Raw genomic sequence first — 3,669 nt, forward strand, 5'->3', positions numbered from 1 at the left:
ATGCAACCAAGGCCGGATATAAGGCAGCAGCCGACTTCTTCACAACACAACGCCAATTGCTCTTGATCGCCGGGAGGCATCCATATAAGAAGCCATGCCGCCAGCACCAGTAGGGTTTGTCCCAAGCGATGTCGGGCGAGCGCCCGCGCGCAGGGCAGACAAGGCGTGCACTTGTTCATCCCTGCGCCTCCTCGGGGCCCGGCGGCATACCGTGATAGAAGGTCTCCAGGACGGTGACGATGTCCTCCGCAGAATCCACGCGCGTGAACAACCCCCGGTCTTCTGCGCTGATGAAGCCCTCGTCCACGAGGTAATCAAAGTCGACGGCTCGACGCCAGAATTCGCTGCCGACCAGCACGATCGGGATGCGCGCCATCTTGCCGGTCTGCACCAGGGTGAGCACCTCGAACAATTCGTCGAGCGTGCCGTAGCCGCCTGGGAAGGCGACCAGCGCCCGCGCACGCAGCAGAAAGTGCATCTTGCGCAGGGCGAAATAGCGAAAGCGGAAGGCAAGCTCTGGGCTGATGTAGGGGTTGGGTTGCTGTTCGTGCGGCAGAGTGATGTTCAGACCAATGGAGTGCGCGCCCGCCTCGAACGCCCCCCGGTTTGCCGCTTCCATGATGCCAGGCCCCCCGCCAGTGACGACGACGAAGTCGCGGCGCCCTTCCTGCTGGAAGTGGGCCGAGACCAAATGCGCAAAACGTCGCGCCTCTTCGTAGTAGCGCGCGTGCGCCAATTGGCGCCGCACCGAGGCCAGTTCTGACACCTGCTGCGAATGGGGCGGACGGGGCGCCGCGTGCTGCTCCAGATCCGCCAGCTCCGCTTGCGCTTGCTCGCGCGAAACCACGCGTGCGCTGCCGAAAACGACGATAGTGGAGGTAATGCGCTGCCTGCGCAGTTCGCGTTCGGGCTTGAGCAATTCCAGTTGCAGACGCAGCGGGCGCAGGTCATCCTCGGCAAGAAATGCGACATCCTCGTGTGCCAGCCGGTACGTCGGCCCGCGCATGATCGCCTCACGCAGTGTCTTGCGCTGATCAGCGTCGGTTTGGTCAGGGACTGTCATGTCCGCCCCCTCCGGTACTGTCATCCCATTGCACGCACATGCCTGGCTCAGGCACCGTCACGTCCCAACCCCGTTGGTCGCGGAGCCGCTCGGCGAATGCCAGCGCTGCGGCCTCTTCGCCATGCACCACGAAGGTTCGGGCGGGCGGCTTGTGAAAGTGGGCTGACCAACCCAGCAATGCGGGCTGGTCAGCATGTGCCGACAGACCGCCGACAGTGTGGATCGCCGCGCGCACCGGAATGTCTTCGCCGAAGATGCGCACCTGTTTTGCTCCATCGACTAGGCGCCGGCCGAGGGTGCCCTGGGCCTGGAATCCGGTGATCACCACGCTGCATTCGCGCCGGGGTAGATTGTGACGCAGGTGATGCTTGATGCGTCCGGCATTGCACATGCCGCTGGCGGAAATGATGATGGCGCCTGAGCGGATCTGGTTCAAGGCCATGGATTCGTCCACGCTTGCGGTGAAATGGAGATCGAGCGGGGCCTTGCTACGGGCGTGCCAGCCTGCGAGGTCTTGCGCTTCATCGTCGAACAGTTCCATGTATTGCCGGGTAATGCGAGTGGCTTCGGCGGCCATGGGCGAATCGACGAAAACCCTCAGATCGTGCAGGCGGCCTTCGCGGCTGAGGCGGTAAAGGTGGTACAGGATTTCCTGGGTACGGCCGACCGCGAACGCCGGCACGATCACATTGCCTCGTTGCAGGGTGCGCTCGACGATCTCGATCAGTTCGCTCTCGCTTGCGGCCATGTCCTTGTGCGCGCGGTCGCCATAGGTGGATTCGATGATCAGGATGTCCGCGTCATCGATGGGTGTCGGATCGCGCAGAATCGGGCGTCCCGGCTGGCCAAGGTCGCCGCTGAACACGATCTTGGTCGTCTGCGTGGCTTCGCTGACCCAGACCTCGATGATGGCCGATCCGAGGATGTGCCCCGCGTCGCGGAAGCGGCAGCGCACCCCGGCATGCGGCGTCAGTTCTTGGTCATAGGCGACGGGCCGCACCTGGCGCAGGCAGTCCTGGGCATCTTCCATCGTGTACAGAGGGGGCAGCAGCGCGATCTTGTCTTGTGCCGACCTAGCGTAACGTCGAGCCCGCTCGACGTCGCTTTCCTGGATGTGCGCGCTGTCGGGCAGCATCACCTGGAGCAGATCGGCGGTTGCGGAGGTCATGTAGATCGGCCCCTCGAAGCCCGCGCGGGTGAGCTTGGGCAGCAGGCCGCTGTGGTCGATGTGCGCATGCGTCAGCAGCACGAAGTCGATTGATTTCGGGTCGAAGTCAAACGGATTGTGGTTGCGCGCAAGCGCGTCGCGTCCGCCCTGCACCATGCCGCAATCCACCAGGAATCGGGTGTCCGCGGTCTCGATCAGAAAGCAAGAGCCGGTGACTTCGCGTGCGGCGCCGAGAAAAGCGAGGTTCATCGCGGCATCACTTCTGCTTGCGCATCGGACAGGTGCTCAGCCCCAGCAGACGATAGCCCGGACAGCGGCCTGCCAGCCCGGTGAACAGGGGCATGATGCCGATCAGGCCCAGCCAGCGCCAGGGCGAGTCCAGCCACAGCGGCAAGCTCAACAGCACCAGGCCGATGGCCACACGGATGATGCGATCGACACTTCCAATGTTGATTGTCATGACAATTTCTCCAGGTTTACGGGTGGGGATCGCCCGCCTCGGGCGAGGCGGCATGAAACTCGACATAAAAGCGCACCGGGCCGATGGGGGCCACCTCATGCGGTACGGTCGGCTCGACGATGCCGGGTTTGTCGGGCGTGAGCAGATGTCGTTCGGGCACGGTTGCGAGAATGCGGTATTCCAGCAAGCCCTGGGTGACGTGGATCACGCCCCAGACGCCGGGTTTGGTGGTGTGTTCCTTGAGCAGGCCCTTGGGTATCGTGGATTCGGTGAACTCGGGCGTGCGGCGGTAGGGGCGCACATCTGCGGGTAGGTTTTTCAACATGGGAGAACTCCTTCCTATGCGGTTCAGTCGAAACCGCGGCCTTCACCGGCTTCCTCGTGGGTCACGCCGTCGCGGATGTGATAGATACGCTTGAAGGTGGGGATGATTTTTTCGTCGTGGGTGACCACGATGACGGCGGTCTGGTAGCGCTTGGCCATGTCGCCCAGGATGCGGATCACCGCCAGCGCGCGCACGCTGTCGAGCGGCGCAGTGGGCTCATCGGCGAGGATCACCGGCGGACGGTTGACCAGGCCGCGGGCGATGGCCACGCGCTGCTGCTCGCCGCCGGAGAGCTGCGAGGGCATGGCCTTGGCGCGGTGCTGCACGTCGAGCGCGGTGAGCAGTTCCAGCGCACGCTGGCGTGCTTCACCGTTGGGTTCGCCAGCGAGCATGGGCAGCAGCGCGACGTTGTCGGTGACGTCAAGGAAGGGAATGAGATACGGCGCCTGGAACACGAAGCCGATCTTGTCGCGGCGCAGGGCGCGCAGGTCGCGAATCTTCCAGCCATCGTCGTAGATCACCTCGTTGCCCAGGGTCATGCGCCCGGCGGTCGGCTCGATCACCGCGCCCAGACACTTCAGCAAGGTGCTCTTGCCCGAGCCGGAGGGGCCGACCAGGCCGACCACTTCGCCCGGCGCCACCTGCATGGTCAC

At 64.1% G+C, this 3,669-nt stretch carries 5 protein-coding genes; all 5 read right to left on the reverse strand.

Translation table 11 applies throughout. The annotated features are described in order from the left end of the window. Positions 1-175 precede the first annotated feature (175 nt). Positions 176-1,063: an LOG family protein gene (locus tag AC2VLV_RS16635; RefSeq protein WP_486991024.1), complete on the reverse strand. Its 888-nt coding sequence runs from the start codon at positions 1,061-1,063 to the stop codon at positions 176-178. Continuing rightward, positions 1,050-2,480, reverse strand: coding sequence for an MBL fold metallo-hydrolase RNA specificity domain-containing protein (locus AC2VLV_RS16640; protein ID WP_013122800.1), 1,431 nt, complete (start codon positions 2,478-2,480; stop codon positions 1,050-1,052). The genes AC2VLV_RS16635 and AC2VLV_RS16640 overlap by 14 nt, the downstream gene beginning before the upstream one ends. Positions 2,481-2,487: 7 nt before the next feature. Further along, positions 2,488-2,691 carry a YgaP family membrane protein gene (locus AC2VLV_RS16645; RefSeq protein ID WP_013122801.1) on the reverse strand — a complete coding sequence of 68 codons (204 nt, stop codon included), beginning with the start codon at positions 2,689-2,691 and terminating at the stop codon, positions 2,488-2,490. A 16-nt stretch (positions 2,692-2,707) separates the two neighbouring features. Beyond that, the gene (locus AC2VLV_RS16650; protein WP_013122802.1) at positions 2,708-3,016 is read right to left on the reverse strand and encodes a TehB family protein; all 309 of its coding nucleotides are present in this window, start codon (positions 3,014-3,016) and stop codon (positions 2,708-2,710) included. Between the two features lie 23 nt (positions 3,017-3,039). Then, positions 3,040-3,669, reverse strand: a 630-nt coding sequence (locus AC2VLV_RS16655) for an ABC transporter ATP-binding protein (RefSeq protein ID WP_486991025.1), incomplete at its 5' end; no start/stop codon positions are given.

It is taken from the genome of Thiomonas sp. TH-17 (assembly GCF_057473305.1).

Coding starts and splice junctions, on each gene's coding strand:
- AC2VLV_RS16635 (WP_486991024.1), bottom strand. CDS start 1,063: ATGACAGTCCCTGACCAAACCGACGCTGATCAGCGCAAGACACTGCGT.
- AC2VLV_RS16640 (WP_013122800.1), bottom strand. CDS start 2,480: ATGAACCTCGCTTTTCTCGGCGCCGCACGCGAAGTCACCGGCTCTTGC.
- AC2VLV_RS16645 (WP_013122801.1), bottom strand. CDS start 2,691: ATGACAATCAACATTGGAAGTGTCGATCGCATCATCCGTGTGGCCATC.
- AC2VLV_RS16650 (WP_013122802.1), bottom strand. CDS start 3,016: ATGTTGAAAAACCTACCCGCAGATGTGCGCCCCTACCGCCGCACGCCC.